This is a genomic window from Erwinia sp. MYb416 (genome assembly GCF_037479575.1).
GTDB lineage: Bacteria > Pseudomonadota > Gammaproteobacteria > Enterobacterales > Enterobacteriaceae > Erwinia > Erwinia rhapontici.
Genome location: NZ_JBBGYT010000414.1, coordinates 1 through 558, shown reverse-complemented (window position 1 = coordinate 558; position 558 = coordinate 1). Strand labels below are relative to the sequence as shown.

Sequence of the window (558 nt, the reverse complement as noted above, 5' to 3'; positions counted from 1 at the left end):
AGCGATTTATCAATGTTGGTTGACGAAACGGTGGCCTCGGTAAAGGCATATTCCGCCCTGTCACCGCTACGATCCAAAGGTAACGCCTCAAAATCGAACAGGTCCCTGTCCGCTAACTGACTTGGACTGATATTCTGGATGGACTTGAATACGCTGTCGACTCGGCCCGGCGTCTTTTTGTCCCACTCCATCAGCATCGCCTTGATGGCCTGACGCTGGAGATTTTCCTGCGAACCGCACAGATTACACGGGATGATCGGGAATGCTTTGTATTCCGCCCAGGCAATCAAATCTTTTTCCCGGCAGTAGGTCAGCGGGCGGATCACCACGTTACGCCCGTCATCTGAACGCAGCTTAGGCGGCATCGCCTTCATTTTTGCGCCATGGAACATGTTAAGGAACAACGTCTCAACGATGTCATCCATGTGGTGGCCCAGCGCAATTTTCGTTGCGCCAATCTTCTCGGCAAAGGAATAAAGCGTGCCGCGACGCAGGCGCGAACATAAGCCACAGGTGGTTTTCCCTTCCTGGATTTTCTCTTTAACGACAGAATAGGTA

1 protein-coding gene is annotated in these 558 nt (G+C 52.2%); it reads right to left on the bottom strand.

Annotated features, from left to right (window positions below):
* Window positions 1–558, bottom strand: a 558-nt coding sequence (gene ttcA / locus WH277_RS05670) for a tRNA 2-thiocytidine(32) synthetase TtcA (RefSeq protein ID WP_339504931.1), incomplete at both ends; no start/stop codon positions are given.